The 18,093-nt window shown below is 69.6% G+C and carries 19 protein-coding genes, 2 pseudogenes and 1 riboswitch; of the genes and pseudogenes, 10 read left to right on the plus strand and 11 right to left on the minus strand.

Annotated elements, in window-relative coordinates:
• The 8 genes and pseudogenes from QQM72_RS38850 to QQM72_RS38885 all read left to right on the plus strand — a co-directional run.
• A pseudogene (locus QQM72_RS38850) lies at positions 1-120 on the plus strand (IS481 family transposase); the annotation flags it as partial.
• Positions 121-435: 315 nt separating this feature from the next.
• A riboswitch (cobalamin riboswitch) is annotated at positions 436-532 on the plus strand.
• A gap of 131 nt (positions 533-663) precedes the next feature.
• Positions 664-1,911, plus strand: a complete 1,248-nt coding sequence (locus QQM72_RS38855) for a prenyltransferase/squalene oxidase repeat-containing protein (RefSeq protein WP_314225559.1) — start codon at positions 664-666, stop codon at positions 1,909-1,911.
• The gene (locus QQM72_RS38860) at positions 1,908-2,591 is read left to right on the plus strand and encodes an SCO2322 family protein (protein ID WP_314225533.1); all 684 of its coding nucleotides are present in this window, start codon (positions 1,908-1,910) and stop codon (positions 2,589-2,591) included. Before QQM72_RS38855 ends, QQM72_RS38860 begins: the two co-directional genes overlap by 4 nt.
• Positions 2,592-2,688: 97 nt before the next feature.
• Entirely contained in the window at positions 2,689-3,780 is a 1,092-nt protein-coding gene (locus QQM72_RS38865) for an energy-coupling factor transporter transmembrane component T (protein WP_314225534.1), read from the plus strand.
• Positions 3,777-5,504 (plus strand): ABC transporter ATP-binding protein, encoded by a 1,728-nt coding sequence (locus tag QQM72_RS38870; RefSeq protein WP_314225535.1) that lies wholly within the window; start codon positions 3,777-3,779, stop codon positions 5,502-5,504. Before QQM72_RS38865 ends, QQM72_RS38870 begins: the two co-directional genes overlap by 4 nt.
• Positions 5,501-6,358, plus strand: coding sequence for an ECF transporter S component (locus QQM72_RS38875; RefSeq protein WP_314225536.1), 858 nt, complete (start codon positions 5,501-5,503; stop codon positions 6,356-6,358). Before QQM72_RS38870 ends, QQM72_RS38875 begins: the two co-directional genes overlap by 4 nt.
• A 314-nt stretch (positions 6,359-6,672) precedes the next feature.
• Positions 6,673-7,089 (plus strand): aggregation-promoting factor C-terminal-like domain-containing protein, encoded by a 417-nt coding sequence (locus tag QQM72_RS38880; RefSeq protein ID WP_314225537.1) that lies wholly within the window; start codon positions 6,673-6,675, stop codon positions 7,087-7,089.
• 127 nt (positions 7,090-7,216) lie between these two features.
• Entirely contained in the window at positions 7,217-7,900 is a 684-nt protein-coding gene (locus tag QQM72_RS38885; protein WP_314225538.1) for a YoaK family protein, read from the plus strand.
• Between the two features lie 67 nt (positions 7,901-7,967).
• Here QQM72_RS38885 and QQM72_RS38890 read toward each other — a convergent pair whose 3' ends face one another.
• From QQM72_RS38890 to QQM72_RS38900, 3 genes are read right to left on the minus strand one after another with little or no spacing between them, the layout of a single operon-like run.
• A complete protein-coding gene (locus QQM72_RS38890) occupies positions 7,968-8,354 on the minus strand; it encodes a PIN domain-containing protein (protein ID WP_314225539.1) in 387 nt (128 codons plus the stop codon).
• Positions 8,351-8,614, minus strand: a complete 264-nt coding sequence (locus tag QQM72_RS38895) for a hypothetical protein (protein WP_314225540.1) — start codon at positions 8,612-8,614, stop codon at positions 8,351-8,353. Before QQM72_RS38895 ends, QQM72_RS38890 begins: the two co-directional genes overlap by 4 nt.
• 25 nt (positions 8,615-8,639) lie before the next feature.
• Positions 8,640-9,875, minus strand: coding sequence for a cytochrome P450 (locus QQM72_RS38900; protein WP_314225541.1), 1,236 nt, complete (start codon positions 9,873-9,875; stop codon positions 8,640-8,642).
• A 174-nt stretch (positions 9,876-10,049) separates the two neighbouring features.
• On the opposite strand from QQM72_RS38900, the gene QQM72_RS38905 reads away from it, so the two are divergent.
• A complete protein-coding gene (locus tag QQM72_RS38905; protein WP_314225542.1) occupies positions 10,050-11,219 on the plus strand; it encodes a steroid 3-ketoacyl-CoA thiolase in 1,170 nt (389 codons plus the stop codon).
• Here QQM72_RS38905 and QQM72_RS38910 read toward each other — a convergent pair.
• The 8 genes and pseudogenes from QQM72_RS38910 to QQM72_RS38945 form a co-directional block, all read right to left on the minus strand.
• Positions 11,203-11,466, minus strand: coding sequence for a DUF397 domain-containing protein (locus tag QQM72_RS38910; RefSeq protein WP_314225543.1), 264 nt, complete (start codon positions 11,464-11,466; stop codon positions 11,203-11,205). The two genes, QQM72_RS38905 and QQM72_RS38910, sit on opposite strands and share 17 nt — an antisense overlap.
• Positions 11,447-11,740 (minus strand): annotated as a pseudogene (locus QQM72_RS38915) (Scr1 family TA system antitoxin-like transcriptional regulator); the annotation flags it as partial. The pseudogene QQM72_RS38915 and the gene QQM72_RS38910, both read right to left, overlap by 20 nt.
• Positions 11,728-12,042: a hypothetical protein gene (locus tag QQM72_RS38920; RefSeq protein ID WP_314225544.1), complete on the minus strand. Its 315-nt coding sequence runs from the start codon at positions 12,040-12,042 to the stop codon at positions 11,728-11,730. The pseudogene QQM72_RS38915 and the gene QQM72_RS38920, both read right to left, overlap by 13 nt.
• A gap of 730 nt (positions 12,043-12,772) precedes the next feature.
• On the minus strand, positions 12,773-13,159 hold the full coding sequence (locus QQM72_RS38925; protein WP_399080254.1) for a DUF6188 family protein: 387 nt from the start codon (positions 13,157-13,159) through the stop codon (positions 12,773-12,775).
• On the minus strand, positions 13,156-13,410 hold the full coding sequence (locus QQM72_RS38930) for a hypothetical protein (RefSeq protein ID WP_314225546.1): 255 nt from the start codon (positions 13,408-13,410) through the stop codon (positions 13,156-13,158). The genes QQM72_RS38925 and QQM72_RS38930 overlap by 4 nt, the downstream gene beginning before the upstream one ends.
• Before the next feature lie 195 nt (positions 13,411-13,605).
• Entirely contained in the window at positions 13,606-14,352 is a 747-nt protein-coding gene (locus QQM72_RS38935) for a class I SAM-dependent methyltransferase (protein WP_314225547.1), read from the minus strand.
• Positions 14,349-15,719, minus strand: a complete 1,371-nt coding sequence (locus tag QQM72_RS38940) for an asparagine synthase-related protein (protein ID WP_314225548.1) — start codon at positions 15,717-15,719, stop codon at positions 14,349-14,351. The genes QQM72_RS38935 and QQM72_RS38940 overlap by 4 nt, the downstream gene beginning before the upstream one ends.
• Before the next feature lie 576 nt (positions 15,720-16,295).
• Positions 16,296-16,520 (minus strand): hypothetical protein, encoded by a 225-nt coding sequence (locus QQM72_RS38945; RefSeq protein WP_314225549.1) that lies wholly within the window; start codon positions 16,518-16,520, stop codon positions 16,296-16,298.
• 150 nt (positions 16,521-16,670) lie between these two features.
• Between QQM72_RS38945 and QQM72_RS38950 the strand changes: the two genes are divergently transcribed.
• Entirely contained in the window at positions 16,671-18,011 is a 1,341-nt protein-coding gene (locus QQM72_RS38950; protein WP_314225550.1) for a tetratricopeptide repeat protein, read from the plus strand.
• Positions 18,012-18,093 lie beyond the last annotated feature (82 nt).

Here is an 18,093-nt window from a genome sequence, read left to right on the forward strand (position 1 = left end):
GAACGACGCGACGCCTTCCCCGACTGGCTGCACACCTACAATCACCACCGCGGACACACCGCGCTGAAAGGCCAACCACCCGCCAGCCGCGTCCCCAACCTCACGGGTCAATACACCTAGGCCGCGGCCCGCCGTCGACCTGAGCAACTCGGCGGCCGGCACGAGGGGCGGGCGGCCCACTCGACACCCCGCCCGGCGCCCTCCCCATATGCGTCATGGTCACAACAGCGTGGACCCGCAGGACCCGCAGGACCCGCCGTCCGGACGCCGATCGGGCCGCTGACGGCCCGCTCGCGCGCGGACGGCCGGCTCTGCTCCACACCCCCGGCCACATATCGGCGGCTTCCGCCCCGTCCGGGGCGCTTTCACAGCCGCCCCTCAGGCGCCCGGCTACCTGCCGGTAGAGTGGCCGCGTCGTCATCACGCCCGTACAGGGGGAAGCCGGTGCAATTCCGGCGCTGACCCGCAACCGTGAGCCGTCCGAGCCGTCCAAGTCGGCGCGGCGGCAAGCCGGATCGCCCGGTACGGGACCGTGACCGGCTCACGTGCGTCGGCAGGCCCGCCGTCGCACGGCACCGTCGAGGTATACGGAGCCGAGCCGCCGGGATGTCCCGTGCTGCCCGGCTGCGTGACCTCACCGACCGGGAGAGGCACCCGCCGATCATGAACATCCGCCGCAGCACCGCCGCTCTGGCCGCCGCCACCGTCGTGCTGGGTGCCGCCGTCCCCGCCGTCGCCGCCACCCCCTCCCCCACCCCGTCGGTGGCGATACCCGACGGTCTGTACGGCACCGCCGACCCGACGTACGACGGCGTCTGGCGCCAGTCGCTGGCCCTGCTCGCGCAGCGGACCACGGGCGTCACCCCCGCCGACCGGGCCGTGGCCTGGCTCACCGGGCAGCAGTGCGCGACCGGCGCGTTCGCCGCGTTCCGCGCGGACACCGCCAAGGCGTGCGACGCCAAGCTGATGGTGGACACCAACAGCACGGCGGCGGCCGTCCAGGCGCTGGCCGCGCTGGGTGGCCACCAGGCCGCGACCGAGAAGGCGGTCAGCTGGCTGAAGTCGGTCCAGAACGCCGACGGCGGCTGGGGCTACACCCCCGGCGGCGCGAGCGACGCGAACTCGACCTCCGTCGTGGCGGGCGCGATGGCGGCGGCCGGGCAGCAGCCTTCGGAGGTGAAGAAGGCCGGCAAGTCGGCGTACGACGCACTGTTGAAGCTCTCCATCCCCTGCGACCAGGCGGGCGACGGCGCGTTCGCGTACCAGCCGGACAAGAAGGGCGGCCTCGCGGCCAACGCGGACGCGACGGCGGCGGGCGTGCTCGGCGTCCTCGGCAAGGGGTTCGTGACGACGGCGGGCAAGGTGCGGGAGGAAGTCTTCACCTGCGCCGGCTCCGCCTCCCCGCTCACCCCGGACGAACTCGCCCGCAACGGCTCGGTCTACCTCGCCGACGCGATCGGCGAGGACGGCCACCTGGACTCCGCCCTCCCCGGTGCCGAGGACCAGCCGGACTACGGCAACACCGCCGACGCCGTCGTCGCCCTCGCCGCGCAGGGTGCGACCGAGCAGGCGAAGAAGCCGCTCGCCTGGCTCGAGCAGAACTCCGCGGCCTGGGCGAAGCAGAGCGGCCCCGCCGCCTACGCCCAGCTGGTCTTCGCGGCCCACGCCATGGGCGCCGACCCCCGCCACTTCGGCGGCGCCGACCTCGTCGCGCAGCTCGACGCGACGGGTCCGGCCCCGCAGGCCACGGCGAAGGCCACCGGTCAGGCCGCCGACGCCGACGCCGACGCCGACAAGAAGGACGACTCGGATTCCGGTTACGGCGTCTGGTGGATCGTCGGTGTCTTCCTCGTCGCCGGTATCGGCATCGGCTTCCTGATCAGCGTCCGTGGCGGGAAGCGGCAGCCGTGACGCGCCGCTGCGCCGCCCTCGTCCTCGCCGCGCTGCTGCTGTCGCTGACCGGCGCGGTTCAGTCGGCCCAGGCCGCCGGCTACCGCTACTGGTCCTTCTGGGACCGCTCCGGCGACAGCTGGACGTACGCCACCCAGGGCCCGTCCACCGCCCGCCCCGCCGACGGCGACGTCCAGGGCTTCCGGTTCGCGGTGAGCGCGGACTCCCAGGACGCGTCGCAGCCGCGCGGCGCGGCCTCCTTCGCGACGATCTGCGCGAAGACGCCCGCGCGGGACGGCACGAAGCGGGTGGCCCTGGTCATCGACTCCGGTACGGCGGCCGACGCGCCGAGCGGCGAGACCCCGCCGGCGCCGCGCACGGCCTGCGCCAGGGTCTCGCCCGACGCGACGACGGCCGAGGCGCTCGCCTCGGTCGCCAGACCCCTGCGCTACGACACGAACGCCCTGCTGTGCGCGATCGCGGGGTATCCGGAGACGGGCTGCGGCGAGCAGGTGTCAGGACAGGCGTCGGACCAGGCGTCCGAGCAGGCGTCGGGCACTGAGAAGCCGGCCTCCGCCGGGAAGGCGGAGAAGGACGGCGGGCCGTCCGTGGGCCTGTTCGCGGGCGCGGCGGCGGTGGCGATACTGGGCGCGGCGGCGGTCTGGCAGGCCCGGCGGCGAGGATCCCGCGGGGATGGCTGACGGCCGGACGGCTGATGGCCGGACGGCTGATGGCCGGACCACTGACGGCCGGACCACTGACGGCCGGATCGCTGACGGCCGGATCGCTGATGGCCGGATGGCCGACGGCCGCCCCCGCACACCACGCACACCACGCACCCCGCTCCACCCGGCCGCCTGGTGGCTGTGGGCCCTCGGTCTCGGCACCGCGGCCACCCGCACCACCAACCCGCTCCTCCTCGGTCTCCTCCTCACCGTCTCCGCCTACGTCGTCACGACGTGCCGCCCCGACACCCCCTGGTCCCGCTCCTACTCCGCGTTCCTCAAGCTCGCGCTCGCGGTCCTGGTCATCCGTCTGGTGTTCGTCGTCGCGTTGGGCTCGCCGATCCCGGGCACGCAGGTGCTCGTCACGCTTCCCGAAGTCCCGCTCCCCCACTGGGCGCAGGGCATCCGGCTCGGCGGCGCGGTCACGGCCGAGGGTCTGCTCTTCGCGTTCTACGACGGCCTGAAACTGGCGACCCTTCTCGTCTGCGTGGGCGCCGCGAACGCCCTGGCCAGCCCCTCCCGCCTCCTCAAGACGCTCCCCGGCGCCCTGTACGAGACGGGGGTGGCGGTGGTCGTGGCCCTCACTTTCGCCCCGAACCTCATCGCGGACGTCCACCGCCTGCGCGCCGCCCGGCGCCTGCGGGGCCGCCCGGACACGGGTGTGCGCGGTCTGCTCCAGGTGGGCCTGCCGGTCCTGGAGGGCGCCCTGGAACGCTCCGTCGCCCTCGCCGCCGCGATGGACGCCCGCGGCTACGGCCGTACCGCCGACGTCCCCGCCCCCGTCCGCCGGACGACCGCCGTCCTCACGCTCGGCGGTCTGCTCGGGGTCTGCGCGGGAACGTACGGTCTGCTCACCGCGGCGGGCGGCGGCTACGGCCTCCCGGTCCTGTTCGCCGGAGTCGTCGCGGCCCTCGCCGGGCTGCGGCTGGGCGGCCGCCGCTCCCCGCGCACCCGCTACCGCCCGGACCGCTGGACCCCGCGGGCGTGTCTCACCGCCGCCTCCGGTGTCGCGGTCGCGGCGCTCCTCACCGTGGCCGCGTCCGCCGACCCGGCCGCCCTGCACCCCGGTGTCGTCCCGCTGACCGCCCCCGCCCTTCCGCTCTGGCCGGCGGCGGCCGTACTCCTCGGCCTGCTGCCCGCGTTCCTCTCCAAGGAGCCGTCGTGATCCGCTTCGAGAACGTCTCCGTGACGTACGACGGCGCCACCGAACCCACTGTCCAGGACGTCGACTTCACCGTGCCCGAGGGTGAACTCGTGCTCCTGGCGGGCCCGTCGGGCGTGGGCAAGTCGACGCTCCTCGGCACGGTGTCCGGCCTGGTCCCGCACTTCACCGGCGGCACCCTGCGCGGCCGCGTCACGGTCGCGGGCCGCGACACCCGCACCCACAAGCCGCGCGAACTCGCCGACGTCGTGGGCACGGTGGGGCAGGACCCCCTCTCGCACTTCGTGACGGACACGGTCGAGGAGGAACTCGCCTACGGCATGGAGTCGTTGGGCCTGCCGCCGGAGGTGATGCGCCGCCGCGTCGAGGAGACCCTCGACCTGCTCGGTCTGGCCGCCCTCCGCGACCGCCCCATCGCCACCCTGTCCGGCGGCCAGCAGCAGCGGGTCGCGATCGGCTCGGTCCTCACCCCGCACCCGCGCGTCCTGGTCCTGGACGAGCCGACCTCCGCGCTCGACCCGGCGGCCGCCGAGGAGGTCCTCGCCGTCCTCCTCCGCCTGGTCCACGACCTCGGTACGACGGTGCTGCTGGCGGAGCACCGCCTGGAACGTGTCCTCCAGTACGCCGACCAGGTCGCCCTGCTGCCCTCCCCGGGCGCGGCCCCGCTGCTCGGCACCCCGGCGGACATGATGGCCGTGTCCCCGGTCTTCCCGCCGGTGGTGAGCCTGGGCCGGCTGGCGGGCTGGTCCCCGCTGCCACTGACCGTGCGGGACGCCCGCCGAAGCGCCGGTGACCTGCGGAAACGCCTGGAAGGGCGAGAAAGCCCCCGGAGGGGGGACACACCCCCGGCACCCCCCGCCGGGCTCCCCGCCGAGCCCTTGGCCGATCCTCCCGCCCGCCGTCGCTTCCGCCGTCCTCCCCCCGTGCCGTCCGCCTCCGCGGCCCCCGCCGAGGCCCGTTCCCTCTCCGTGCGCCGGGCCCGGGTCCAGGCGCTGCGCGAGGTGGACCTCACCGTCCTGCCCGGCGAGACCGTCGCCCTCATGGGCCGCAACGGCGCCGGGAAGTCGACGCTGCTCAACACCTTCGTAGGCCTCGTCGAACCGTCGGCGGGAACGGTGCAGGTGGGCGGTCTCGTGCCGCACCGCACTCCGCCCCGGGATCTGGTCCGCCGCGCCGGTCTGGTCCCGCAGGAGCCTCGCGACCTGCTGTACGCCGACACGGTCGCCGCCGAGTGCGTGGCCGCCGACCGGGACGCGGGGGCCGCCCCCGGCACCTGCCGGGCCCTGGTCTCGGACCTCCTCCCCGGCATCACGGACGACACCCACCCCCGCGACCTCTCCGAGGGCCAGCGCCTCACCCTCGCGCTGGCGGTCGTCCTCACCTCGCGCCCGCCGCTTCTCCTCCTGGACGAACCGACCAGGGGCCTGGACTACGCGGCGAAGGCGCGCCTGGTCGCCGTCCTGCGCGGACTCGCCGCGGCCGGCCACGCGATCGTCCTGGCCACCCACGATGTGGAGCTGGCCGCGGAACTGGCCCACCGGGTGGTGCTGCTCGCGGAGGGCGAGGTGATCGCCGACGGCCCGACGGCGGAGGTGGTGGTCTCCTCCCCCTCCTTCGCCCCACAGGTGACGAAGATCCTGGCCCCGCAGGAGTGGCTCACGGTCACGCAGGTGCGCCAGGCACTACGGGAGGAACGGCCGGAGGCACTGCGGGAGGAGCGGCGATGACGATGCCCAGCCGGCGTCCGGTCCACCTCGGACCCCGGTCGCTCGCGGCGTTGGCGCTGGTCAGCGCGGTGGGCGTGATCGCGTTCGGCTGGCCTTTCCTCGCCCCGCCCACCTCCGCGCTGAACGCGCACGCCCAGGACGCCCCCTGGCTGTTCGCGGGCCTGCTGGTGCTGCTGGTCGCGGTCGTGGCGGCGACGATCTCGGAGTCGGGGCTCGGCGCGAAGGCGGTGGCGATGCTGGGGGTGCTGGCGGCGACGGGCGCGGCCCTGCGTCCGATCGGCGCGGGGACGGCGGGCATCGAGCCGATGTTCTTCCTGATGGTGCTGAGCGGCCGGGTCCTCGGGCCGGGGTTCGGCTTCGTCCTCGGCTCGGTCACGATGTTCGCGTCCGCGCTGCTGACGGGCGGGGTGGGCCCCTGGATGCCGTTCCAGATGCTGGCGATGGGCTGGTTCACGATGGGCGCGGGCCTGCTGCCGGGCGGCGACCGGCTCCGTGGCCGTACCGAACTGGCCCTGCTCGCGGCCTACGGCTTCCTGGCCGCCTTCGCCTACGGCACGGCGATGAACATGGCCGGGTGGCCCTTCATGGGCGCGCTGGCCTCGGGGGTCGCCTTCGACCCGGACGGGACGGTGCCCGCGAACCTGGCCCGCTTCGCCGCGTACTGCGTGGCGACCTCGCTGGGCTGGGACCTGGGCAGGGCGGTGGTCACGGTCCTGCTGACCCTCACCCTCGGCCCGGCGGTACTCAGGGCGCTACGCAGAGCCACCCGGCGCGCGGCCTTCGAGACCGCGGTCACATTCGAGGCCCCGCGGAAGGGCCCAGAAGGCGATCGACCGGTGAACCACCCCACATGACTCACATCACCTACTACCTGACCTAGTCGGACAAACCGGACGCCATGTCCATGCCATAACAGCCTCTGACCTGCGCATTGAGAGCCAGCTCACACGGAGCGCCGACCCCCCGAATACGACCACAACTAGCAAAAGGGGTCTTTGCGGACGGCGCTCGATCCTGTTTCTCTGGATGACGTCGCAGGGTGCCGACGAGCCCAAGGGCCTCGGCACCACGGCATGCAGCCACCCACCGCAACCACACGGTGCGGCCACGCACCGCGTGACTCCGGCATGCAGGCGACCGCAAACGTCCCCGAAGGAAAAGGTTCTCCGTGTCCGTCTCCGTCATCCGTCGCATCGCTTCCCCGAAGAAGGCCCTCACCGGCATCGCCGTGGCCGCCGCCACCGCGGGGATGGCGCTGTCCGCCGCCCCCGCCCACGCCGCGACGACGTCCTCCGCCTCCCAGGCCCAGGCGATCGCGCACAAGATGATCCCGAACGCGGCGCAGTACAAGGCCTTCTCCAACATCGTGAAGCACGAGAGCGGCTGGAACGTCACCGCCACCAACGCCTCCTCCGGCGCCTACGGCCTCGTCCAGGCCCTGCCGGGCTCCAAGATGGCCTCGGCCGGCTCCGACTGGAAGAGCAACGCCAAGACCCAGATCAAGTGGGGTCTCGACTACATGAACTCCCGCTACGGCAGCCCGGTCGCCGCCTGGAACTTCTGGCAGGCCAACGGCTGGTACTGAGCCACGCCACCGCGCTGGACAAGCGCCCCCGTACCGTCGAAGGCGGCGGCCCCCGATCCCCGGGGCCGCCGCCTTCGGCGTTTCCTCGCCTTGGGAATTTCTCACCTTCGCGTGATCCACTGGCCCGATGACGACCGAGCCGACGCAGGACGCCGAAACGCGGGGCGTCCCCCTGGTCCCCGTCCTGCTCGTACTCACGGTGGTCAGCGGCCTGATCGACGCGGTCAGCTACCTGGGACTCGGTCACGTCTTCACCGCCAACATGACCGGCAACGTCGTCGTGCTGGGCTTCGCGGCGGCCGGCGCCCCGGGCTTCTCGGTCCCGCACACGGCGACCTCACTGGGGTGCTTCCTGGTGGGCGCGGCGGTGGGCGGACGGGTCGCCCGACGCCTCGGAACCGGCTCGCGCCGCAGATGGACGAGGGGGACGCTGGCGGCGGAGGCGGGACTGGTGGGCGTCTCGGCCGTGGTGGCCTTCGCCGCTCCGGACCACGCCCCCGTCACCGTCTACTCGGTCATCGCCCTGACCGCCTTCGCGATGGGCCTGCGCAACGCGACCGTACGCAAACTCGGCGTGGCCGACCTCACGACCACGGTCCTGACGATGACCCTCACCGGCCTGGCCTCGGACTCCCGGGCGGGCGGCGGCGCGGGCACCCGGTCCCCCCGGCGTACGGCGTCGGTGATCGCCATGGTCGTCGGCGCGACGCTCGGCGCATGGCTGGTACTCCGCTACGGCATCGCCGTCCCGCTGCTGGTCGGGGCGGTGGTCGTGGCAGTGCTGGCACTGACGGCGTCCGGCCGGGAGTGAGGGAACGCGCGAAGAGGGTGGCGGCCCACATCCTCCGGGGCCGCCACCCCTTTCACACCGACCCGCTTCAGCGATTCAGGTCGAGCACGGGCACACCGCGCCCTTCGTACGCTTTCGGATGCACGGTGGCAACGAGCGCGTCCGCACCCCACTCGGGCAGATGACGGGCAGCGTGGATCGCCGCACCGATCCCCGGCGACACGCCGTCGCGATGCAGTTGGGCCACCGCGAGCGCCGCAGAGCAGTCCAGATCGACGGTGTGCAGCACCTCCAACTGCCCGACGTGTTCGGCGATCCCGAGATGCTCCCGGTCTGCCTCCAGAACCGAGAGCGTCGGGACCCACAGACGGGTCTCCGTCTCGAAGTGGGCCCGATGGACGAGCGCCGACACCTGCCGGTTGCCCGACAACGCCACCAGAGTCGGTGCGTCCAGGATCAGGTGGTGCAGGATCACGCCGCCTCACCCTGCTGCCGGGCGAACGCCTCCCTGAGCCTGCGCCCCATCGCCGCGCTCTCCTCGTCCTCCACCTCGACTCCGAAGTGCTCCGCCAGATAGGCACGGGTCCGATCCGCCCGTTCCCGGCGCTCTTCCTCCGTCAGCGTCGACTCCGCGAAATCCTGCACCAGGGTCCGAATAGATGTTCCCCGGGACTCCGCGATCACCGCCAAGCGGTCCCGCACCTCGGCGGGCACCCGAATCATTGCGTCAGCCATACCCGGAGTATACGTCGACGTATACTCACTCCGCGCTGACTCTCAACTCCTTCACCCCGTTGATCCAGGCGGACCGCAGCCGACGCGGGTCTCCCACGAGCCTCAGGTCGGGCAGGGCATCGGCGATGGCGTTGAAGATGAGGTTGATCTCGAGCACGGCGAGTGACTTGCCGAGGCAGAAGTGGGGCCCGCCGCCGCCGAAGCCGAGGTGCGGATTCGGATCCCGGGTGACGTCGAACTCGTCGGGCCGCTCGAACACCTCGGGGTCACGGTTGGCGGAGGAGTAGAAGAGCCCGACCCGGTCCCCCTTCCTGATCAGCTTCCCGCCCAGCTCGGTGTCCTGGGTGGCGGTCCGCTGGAAGGCGATGACGGGCGTGGCCCACCGCACGATCTCCTCGGCGGCGGTGCCGGGCCGCTCCCGCTTGTACAGCTCCCACTGCTCGGGATGGGTGAGGAAGGCGTGCATCCCGTGGGTCGTGGCGTTCCGGGTCGTCTCGTTCCCGGCCACGGCCAGCATCAGCACGAAGAACCCGAACTCGTCGGAGTTGAGATTGCCCTCGTTCTCGGCGGCCACGAGCGTCGAGACGATGTCGTGAGCGGGGCACTGCTTCCGTTCGGCGGCCATGTTCATGGCGTACGCGAGGATCTCGGCGGCGGACCGCTGCCCGACCTCCGCCGTGATGGCGAACTCCGGATCGTCGTACCCGATCATCTTGTTGGACCAGTCGAAGATCTTGGAGCGGTCGCCCTGGGGCACGCCGATCAGCTCGGCGATGGCCTGTAGGGGCAGCTCCGAGGCGACGGACGTGACGAAGTCGAAGGAACCGTCCCGCGCACGGGCGCTCTCGACGATCACCGTGGCCCGGTTCCGCAGCCGCTCCTCCAGCGCCCGGATGGCCCGGGGCGTGAACCCGCGCTGCACGATCTGCCGCACCCGCGTGTGCTCGGGCGGATCCATGTTCAGCAGGATGAACCGCTGAGCGTCGATCGAATCCCGTTCGATGTGTTCGTTGAACCGGATGATCGCGGTGTTGAGGTAGGAGGAGAAGATCTCGGGGTGGGTGGAAACGTACTTCACATCCGCGTGGCGGGTCACGGCCCAGTACCCGTCGTCCTGGAAGCCGGCGACATTGCCCGTCTGAGGGATCCAGCGGACCGGTTCGGCAACGCGCAGCTCGGCGAACTCCGGTAGCGGAACTTGGTGTTGCAGCAGGTCGGGATCGGTGAAGTCGAACCCGTCGGGAAGCGCTGGACAGGGCATCGGCGGCTCCAGCCATCTGACGACGCGATCTGACGGTTCATCAGAAACAGATTGCCGTGAAGGTAGTTCAGGACCCTCGAGGCTGCAAGACCCTTGCGGTGACGCACATCACGTAAGCAGACTGCACAGAGCAGAGAACTAGAACACGTACTAGTTCCGAAGGGATCCGCACCCATGGCCGCCGAACCCGTGATCGTGGAAGCAGTCCGCACCCCCATCGGCAAGCGCGGCGGCGCGCTCGCCAACCTGCACCCCGCCTACCTCCTGGGCGAGACCTACCGCGAACTCCTCGGCCGCACCGGCATCCCCGCCGACGCGGTCGAGCAAATCGTCGGCGGCACGGTGACCCACGCCGGCGAACAGTCCATGAACCCCGCCCGCACCGCCTGGCTGACCGTGGGCCTCCCGTACGAGACTGCCGCGACGACGGTCGACTGCCAGTGCGGCTCCTCGCAGCAGGCGAGCCACATGGCCGCGAACATGATCGCGGCGGGCGTCATCGACGTAGGCATCAGCTGCGGAGTCGAAGCGATGTCGAGGGTCCCCCTCGGCTCGGGCTCGAAGCACGGCCCCGGCAAACCGTTCCCGGACGAGTGGAACGTGGACCTCCCCAACCAGTTCGAGGCGGCGGAACGCATCGCGCGCAACCGGGGGTTGAGCCGGGCGGACGTTGACGCCCTGGGCGTGCTGTCACAGTCTCGGGCGGCGACGGCCTGGTCCGAGGAACGCTTCAAACGCGAGACGTTCGCGGTCCAGGTCCCGACGACAGAGGAGGAACAGGCGGCCGGCCAGGGCATGTGGCGCCTGGTCGACCGCGACGAGGGCCTGCGGGACACCTCCCTCGACGCGCTGTCCCGCCTGAAGCCGGTCATGCCGACGGCGATCCACACGGCCGGCAACTCCTCGCAGATCAGCGATGGCGCGGCGGCTATCATGTGGGCGTCGAAGCGGATGGCCCGCGCCCTGAAGCTGAAGCCGAGGGCGAGGATCGTCGCCCAGGCCCTGGTCGGCGCGAACCCGCACTTCCACCTGGACGGCCCGATCGACGCGACCCGCGCCGTCCTCGGCAAGGCGGGCATGACCCTCAAGGACATCGACCTCGTCGAGATCAACGAGGCCTTCGCGTCCGTGGTGTTGAGCTGGGCGAAGGTCTTCGACCAGGACCTGACCAAGGTCAACGTCAACGGCGGCGCGATAGCCATCGGCCATCCCGTCGGCGCGACGGGCGCCCGCCTCATCACGACGGCCCTGCACGAACTGGAGCGCACGGACAAGGAGTTCGCCCTGATCACCATGTGCGCGGGCGGCGCACTGGCGACCGGCACGATCATTCAGCGCCTGTAGCGCCACCGCCGGTCCAGGCGAGGAACGTCGAGAACGCGGCGGGCTCGATCGTGAGGATCGGGCCCGCCGGGGTCTTGGAGTCGCGGATGGCGATGATGGCGGGGGTCGGGGCGATCTCGACGCACTCGCCACCCTGGTCACCGCTGTAACCGGACTTACGCCAGGCCAGGGCTCCTATCGGCGCACACTCGACGCAGTTGCCGCCTTGGTCGCTGCTGTAGCTGGACTTACGCCAGTTGGTCTCCATAGCGTTCCTCCATCAGGCGCCGGATCAGCTCCGCCGAGTCCCTGAGGGAGAGGGCAGCGGCCCGAAGATGATCGTAACGGAGCGAGCAGTCCTTGACCGTGTCCGGGTTGGCGGTGGGATGCCCGCTGCCGTACCCCTCGGTGTAGACAATGGTCGGGTCAGCGACGAAGCGGTAGACGTCGAACGAGCCTTGAAGCCCCACGTGCACTCCGGCCGTGAACGGCAGGATCTGGATGTTGACACGAGGGTCGTCCTCGAAGGTCAACAGGTGAGCAGCGCCCGAACACCGTCCGAGGAACACTCGAAGTACTCCAAGGTCAGTTGATCAGCCGAGAAGGCCTCATCGGCGCCGAGATTCAGCTTGGCTTCGCCACCCGCCCATTCACGCACCAGGGAAGCGCTCTGAACCAATTTCCCTTGCGGATACACGTCGTAGCCGGTATCGGCGTAACAGCCGGACGCCAGAAATGCCGCAAAGACCAACAAGCCGACCAACCTCAAGCCGCTCTTCCCCGATACGCCGCGACACCTCGACGATGCGTTTCGAGTCAACGAAAACGTCTCCGCTTGAGCCACGCGCTGATGATGACGCTCGTCGTGAGCACGGCCCCAAGGGACGCACACCACGGCAGGCTCCGGGGAATGTTTATCAGGGGTCCGATCACCCAGTACACCCCGGACGAGATAACCCAGACTCCGAGTGACAGCAGAACCGCTCTCGTCGGCGAGATGGGTTCCGCCGAGCCCCGCACGGCCGCCTGCCGAGCTTCCTCGAGCCTCCCCGTTCTCGCGTCATATTCGTGCTGCCAGCGCGCAAGCCGACAGGCACCCCAGACAAAAAACCCCATCACCGCACCGAGCAGGACCGCCTGGACCCAAACGCCGGGATCACCGAAACCGGACAAGGCCCAAACGAACCCCAGCCCCAGCACACTCCCGAAGACCACACCTGAACGCACGGAATGACGCGCCACCGCCACCTCCACCCGAGTAGGGGGTTCCCCCGTCCCCAAGCGACGATCAACCGCCAGCAATGCCTTTACCCAGGCCCGCACGATAGCCCTCCTCACGAACTCGGGATTTATCTCTTCTTGCTCTTAAGATCCGTGATCGTTCGCCGCAGCCGTTGTCGCCACCGGCCGGTCTCGCTAACCCTTTGCTCGTTCGTACTCGACTTGTCGGCCAGCATCTGACAGCACTTAGAGAGTATTCCATGATCAGTAAGTGAATTTTGTTTCCAGAAAGCCGATCTCCAGGAGAGAGCGGCCTTCCCCAGAGCCCCACAACCCTTCGCGAAGAATCGGGGCTAGTCGATAACACTCATTTCGCCGACACCTGCCAGGCATGAGTAGTAGAAGTCATTCGGCTTGCGAATTTCGATTTTTACCCCTGGGTCACCTCCCCGGATAATGAGGTGATGTCCAGTGTTGAAAACAACTCGCACCAGCCCCGACTTGAAGGCGACCGCGGAGACCACGGTAGCCCCCGTCAACTCGCCCAATTGCAGCACGGGGAGCTCCTCGCTCGCCACAGCAGCCGGCCCTTCGGTGATATGCAATGGCCCATCGAGGATCAACTCTGCACCATCAGAAAGGGTCAGCACCCAGCCTGTAGGAGCTGACCCTCGGAGGACGGCCACAACTACAGCACCCCGGATCCCTAGGATCCAACGGTCTTCCAACTCCGAGATCACGGCTCCTCCGGAAGGTAGTCGAAGATATTACCGATACTGTCTCCAGGGGTTCCGTCAAGCATCTCCGGGTACACTTCGCCGGTTTGGGGGTCAATGAGCATGTCTGGATTTCTATTACCACCGATCCCGCGCCAGCCACCCTGCCCCTTTACTCCATGAATTGCGTCCTTAATCTGCTTGACGGAGTATCCGGTAGCCCGCGCCAGCGCATTGACCCTGGAAACCAACTTGCATGGGTCGTTGTTGTGCACGAGGACGGACGTCTCGCCGGCCAGCACATAGTACGTGTGCTATGCGACCCCTTTCTACCTGCTTCTTCGCAGGTCAGCGCGTGATTTGCGTTCCGCTGGTGTCCGTGGTCATGCGGGGGAATCCGTGGGTGTTGCCGTCGCTACTGCCGTCAGGAGTCGGGCGGCTGGCACTGGTGCCATTTCTCGCCTCGCCGGTCACCGCGGAGTTTGTCGGGCCACCGTGTACGCGGTTGGGCCGGTGAGCCCTCCATCTGCGCCGTCCCTCATGTCCAGGACATCGAAGCCGGCACCCTCCGCGTAGCGTTCCAGTTCGCGGGGGAACAGGACGCGTCTGCGGATCTCGTCTCGCGCCTCGTCGCCCGAGGGGAGCACCCAGTGCCGATGCATGGTGTTGATCTGGGTCCGCAGGTCCCACGAGTGGCGGATGGTGACGGTGGCGGGGCCTCTCGGGGTGTCCACCGTGGCAGTGGTCGGCTCGGTCGGGGTGATCGGGGCGACGGGGGAACACAGCACGAGCAGCGCTCCTGGCTGGGCATGTGCCGCGAAGGTGGCGAAGACCTGGCTGATCGCCTCGTTGTCGTGAACGTAGGCGAGGCTGTTGCCCATGCAGGTCACCACGTCCACGCGCTGGCCGAGTCGCACGGTGCGCATGTCGCCGGTGCGGATGTCCAGCTCCGGCCGGGTCTGATGGGCGTAGTCGACCATGCCCGGCTGGAGGTCCACGCCGATGCACTCGAAGCGCTTGGCCAGGATCTCCAGGTCCCGCCCAGTACCGCATCCGAAGTCGACCAGGGTCCGGGCGTCCGGCCTGTGCGACTCGATCAGGGTCTGGCACATCTCGGCGCTCGTGCTGTCGGACTGGACCACGTCGTAGAGTGCCGGATCGCGGTACAGGAGGTTGGTGGCTTCCACGTGCTCGGCTTCCGTGTTGGGGCTGGTCACATGAGGCTTCGCAGTCCGACCTCCAGGGCGAGCACATCGCACAGCAGATCGGGCACGACCGGCGCGGAGTCGGCGTTCCTCCCCGCCTTGGCGAGAGCCTTGCCGTCAACGTAGCCGAGGTCCACCAGGATGGACTCCTTCAGCATGTCGTCCAGTACGGGCAAACCGTAGGACCGCAGCCCCTTCTCCAGGACGGCCAGGAAGTTTTCCGGTTCGGCCGGCGCGGCCACCCACTCGGGCAGCCCGGCCCGGCGGATCCGCTCGCGGAACAGCGCCTTGCCGCGCTTGTGCTCGTGCGGTAGCTGCTCCATGAACCGCACGATCCGCGGGTGCACGAGCGGGCTCACCGGCCAGACTCCCGCCCGGAGGAATCCGGGGTTGTGCATCCCGAACGCCATCAGCGTCGGCACGGGCAGCACCGGAATAGGGGCCAGGTGCTCGTTCACCTCGGCGAGCGCTCGGACAGCCTTGCTGCCGAGCCACGGCACGGGTTCCGGCGTCGGCAGTTCGGCTTGCATCCTGGAGTGGTGGGCGTTGATCTCGTCCCCACCGCTGCCCGTGAACATGACCGCGCACCGCCGGGCGGCTGCCTGCTCGCGTACGACGTCGAACGCCTCCTGGTAGAAGGCTCCCGCCGGATCGTGCGGCTTGTGCAGGGCTCGTACGCCTCCGGGGCAGAAGGGCGGGTGCTGCATGGCGGAGGTGGCTGTGTCCCGGAAGTCGCAGTGCTCCGCAAAGGCCCGACGTCGCTCGCTCTGTTGCCTGCCGGTGCCTCCTCCCACCAGCAGGCCGAAGCTGTGCACCTCAGGGAAGCGAGCGGCCTTCACGGCCAGGGCGACATTCCCGGAGTCCGCGCCGCCGGACAGCTCGATGCCCACGCATCCAGTTGCTGTCGGCGCCTGGCGGATCACGTCGGTCAGCAACTCGTCCAGAGCCGCGAGTGGATCAATACCGGGCCGCAGCGTACGCGGCTCAAGGACGTGTTCGGCAGGCTTCGGATAGTGGATGCTGAGTCCCGAGGTGGTGAACGTGGCCGATGCACGCTCGGTGAGGCGGTAGACGCCTTCGAACAGCGTCTCGGACGTGTAGCGGTGCTGCCTCGTCAGCGTTCGGGCGACGACGCGCGACACCAGGCGGTCAGCCCGTAGATGCAGTCGCAGCATCGTAAGGTCCCATGACGCGTGCAGCTCGCCGGCCTTCTCTGTCAGATAGAGCGGAGCTGTGCCGAAGACGCCTGCCGCCAGGCGGGCTTGTCCGGGCTCCATAGTGAGTTCGACGAAGTCGGCCTCGTCCCGCTTGCACTCCTTCACGCGGACCCGTACGCGCGGCGCCTGGTCGTCGTTGACCTCCATGACCAGCGTGGACACGTTCGCGGGTTCGATCCGACTCTCGCCGTTGATCCAACGGCCACCCTGCAACCTCCATTTGGGATCCTGGAGATCAGTCAGGCGCAAACGCATCGACAGCATGTCGTCACTTTCCGATGTCGTGCGGCGGGGCGGGGCCGCGCACGGCCCCGCCCCGCCTGGTGTCAGCCCTGGATCACTTGCTGCAGTGGTCGCCGTTGTTGTCGCCGCCGCCCGGCATCTTGTCGAACAGCACGGCCTCGACGGTCGGGACGCCAGTGATCAGGTCGCCGGTGAACAGTTCGTCCACGTTCATCGCTTTCTCCCTTACGGTTTTCAGTGGACTCCGCGGCTGATGCTGCGGAGTTGGACCCGTCCGGCTGCCGGACCCTTGCGAAGAAGACAGCCGGACGGGGTGCCCGCCGCTTCGAGCGGTGGGCCCTCCCTCGTCACAGGCGGGGAGCCTGGGACGCGTGACGGGGAGGAGTCAGGTGGGTGTGGATGCGGCGGCCATGCCCGGGACGAAGCCGACCGATCCCGAGATGGTGAGGATCAGGAGCGGTCCGGCGTAGCGGCCGACGACTGCGGCCAGCCCCTTCACAGTCGCTCTCCACGGCTGCGCTCGTTGACCTCGCGTACTGCGGCGCTCAACTTCTCCCCATCCTCAGGCGTGGTGCGGCGGTGCTGCGGGCAGCGGCATGGCGGGAACCGAGTCGAACCTGGCGGCAGATCCACGCCCTCGTAGGTGTCGATCCTCAACACCCCGTCCTTGCCCAGCTCCTCGGTCATTCGGGCCAGGCGGGCCCGTGCTTCGCTTCTCATCCATCAGTCCCTCAGACGACGGCTGCGGCGTGGTCTCGCCGTTTCCCTGCTGTCTCTACGCAACCGTGTGACCACGCACAGCGGTACCGTTTGCGCAGCAGCAGGACTTGAAAGCCTTGAAAGTTGGCAAAGGCGCGGGGAGTTGAGGGCATGGCCAAGCGTGAACCGAACGTGGCGCTCGGGCGTCTACTCGCCGAAAGCCGCTGGACCCACCGCCAGTTCGCGCGGGCGGTGAACCGCGTCGGCACCGAGACCGGCACTCCCCTGCGCTACGACGAGTCGGCGGTGAGCCACTGGCTGAGCGGCACGGTCCCCCGTGGTGCGGTGCGTGCATGCATCCTCGAAGCCCTCGCCCGCCGCCTCAGTCGACCGGTCACCCATGGCGAAGCCGGACTGCCCGTTCCCCGCGATCGCTCCTCCGCGGCTGCGGATACCGTGGAAGGGGTGATCGATCTGGGGAGGCTGGATATGGACCCGTCCCGCCGCAGTGTCCTGGGGGTCGGCCTGTTCTCCGTGGCCGTCACCGTTCCCGGCTGGCCTGATGTGGTCGGGCGTGCCGATGCCGTCCAGTCCGGCCGCGCCACACGCATCGGTATGAACGAAGTGAACATGGTCATCGCCATGACCGAGCGTGTCTCAGAACTGGACGACGAGTTCGGCGGCCGTCACGCACGCCCCATGGCTGCCTCGTTCATGGTCAACACCGTGGCCTCCTACCTGCGTGCCGACGCGCCCGAGGACGTGCGCAAGGCGATGCTGTCCGCCGCCTCGGATCTGCTCTACCTGACCGGCTACATGGCCGTGGACGAAGGGCTGCACGGTCTCGCGCAGCGCTACTACGTCAAGGCTTTGGAACTGGCGGGCGCGGCTGAGGATCACCTGACGTACTGCACCACCCTGCGGGGGATGAGCGTCCAGGCGGTCGACCTCCGCCACGGGGCGAAGGCCATGGAGTTGGCCGATGCCGCTGCCGCCGCCTCCCCGAAGGCCGGCCCCCGCATGCTGGCCTTCCTCTCCGGTCAGCAGGCTCATGCCGCCGCGCAGACCGGCGACCGTACTGGCGCGCTGCGCTACATCCGGGAGGCCGAGGCGGCCATGGACCGTGCTGAGTCGCGCGGCAAGGCGTTCGGCTCGTACGACCCCTCTTCGCTCAACTATCACGTCAGCCAGGTACGTTACGAACTCGGCGACAGGTCCGGAGCCGTCGAAGCCATGCAACAAGCCGACCGGCTCCGCCCCAGCGTTTATCAACGCACGCGAGTACACCGTCGTGGTCTGTTGGCTGAGCGGCAGTTGGAACTCGGCCACCTGGAAGCAGCCTGCACCACCTGGCACCAGGCTCTCGACGACTACCCCAAGGTGCAGTCCGGCCGCGCCGACGACCGCGTGAAGTCGATGTTCGGCCTCTTGCGCCCTCACCTGAAGAACGCGGCGGCCCGCGACCTGTATGAGCGAGCACGGACAATCGCACCACCGTCGCTGGTCGCCTGATCTTCGCCCCGTTTCAAGCTCAGCCACAGAAAGTCAGCCACGACGGCGGGTGCGCCGAGAGATCTCCCGCCACGTGTGTCTC

It is taken from the genome of Streptomyces zaehneri (genome assembly GCF_032248645.1).
GTDB lineage: Bacteria > Actinomycetota > Actinomycetes > Streptomycetales > Streptomycetaceae > Streptomyces > Streptomyces coriariae.

Coding starts and splice junctions, on each gene's coding strand:
- QQM72_RS38900 (WP_314225541.1), bottom strand. CDS start 9,875: ATGCCCTGTCCAGCGCTTCCCGACGGGTTCGACTTCACCGATCCCGAC.
- QQM72_RS38855 (WP_314225559.1), top strand. CDS start 664: ATGAACATCCGCCGCAGCACCGCCGCTCTGGCCGCCGCCACCGTCGTG.
- QQM72_RS38945 (WP_314225549.1), bottom strand. CDS start 16,520: ATGAGAAGCGAAGCACGGGCCCGCCTGGCCCGAATGACCGAGGAGCTG.
- QQM72_RS38875 (WP_314225536.1), top strand. CDS start 5,501: ATGACGATGCCCAGCCGGCGTCCGGTCCACCTCGGACCCCGGTCGCTC.
- QQM72_RS38865 (WP_314225534.1), top strand. CDS start 2,689: ATGGCCGACGGCCGCCCCCGCACACCACGCACACCACGCACCCCGCTC.
- QQM72_RS38950 (WP_314225550.1), top strand. CDS start 16,671: ATGGCCAAGCGTGAACCGAACGTGGCGCTCGGGCGTCTACTCGCCGAA.
- QQM72_RS38910 (WP_314225543.1), bottom strand. CDS start 11,466: ATGGAGACCAACTGGCGTAAGTCCAGCTACAGCAGCGACCAAGGCGGC.
- QQM72_RS38895 (WP_314225540.1), bottom strand. CDS start 8,614: ATGGCTGACGCAATGATTCGGGTGCCCGCCGAGGTGCGGGACCGCTTG.
- QQM72_RS38885 (WP_314225538.1), top strand. CDS start 7,217: ATGACGACCGAGCCGACGCAGGACGCCGAAACGCGGGGCGTCCCCCTG.
- QQM72_RS38905 (WP_314225542.1), top strand. CDS start 10,050: ATGGCCGCCGAACCCGTGATCGTGGAAGCAGTCCGCACCCCCATCGGC.